1 rRNA gene is annotated in these 634 nt (G+C 56.3%); it reads right to left on the bottom strand.

Annotation, left to right across the window (positions count from 1 at the left end):
• Positions 1 to 634: ribosomal RNA gene (locus tag HHX31_RS33945) — 23S ribosomal RNA — on the bottom strand; the annotation flags it as partial.

Below are 634 nucleotides of genomic sequence, written 5' to 3'. Positions count from 1 at the left end.
GCAGGTGCCACGACTTCGGCGGTGTACTTGAGCCCCGCTACATTATCGGCGCAGAATCACTTGACCAGTGAGCTATTACGCACTCTTTCAAGGATGGCTGCTTCTAAGCCAACCTCCTGGTTGTCACTGCGACTCCACATCCTTTCCCACTTAGCACACGCTTAGGGGCCTTAGTCGGTGATCTGGGCTGTTTCCCTCTCGACCACGGAGCTTATCCCCCGCAGTCTCACTGCCACGCTCCACTTACCGGCATTCGAAGTTTGGCTGACGTCAGTAACCTTGTCGGGCCCATCAGCCATCCAGAGCCCTACCTCCGGCAAGCACCACGCAACGCTGCACCTAAATGCATTTCGGGGAGAACCAGCTATCACGGAGTTTGATTGGCCTTTCACCCCTACACACAGGTCATCCCCCAGGTTTTCAACCCTGGTGGGTTCGGTCCTCCACGCGGTCTTACCCACGCTTCAACCTGCCCATGCGTAGATCACTCCGCTTCGGGTCTACAGCATGCGACTCAAACGCCCTATTCAGACTCGCTTTCGCTACGGCTCCCCCACACGGGTTAACCTCGCCACACACCATAACTCGCAGGCTCATTCTTCAAAAGGCACGCAGTCACATCACAGACAAGCAA

Origin of the sequence: Microbispora sp. H11081, assembly GCF_012999535.1 — a bacterium.
Classification (GTDB): domain Bacteria; phylum Actinomycetota; class Actinomycetes; order Streptosporangiales; family Streptosporangiaceae; genus Microbispora.
The sequence above is the reverse complement of the archived record's forward strand: the minus strand, read 5'-3'. Positions and strand labels throughout refer to the sequence as shown.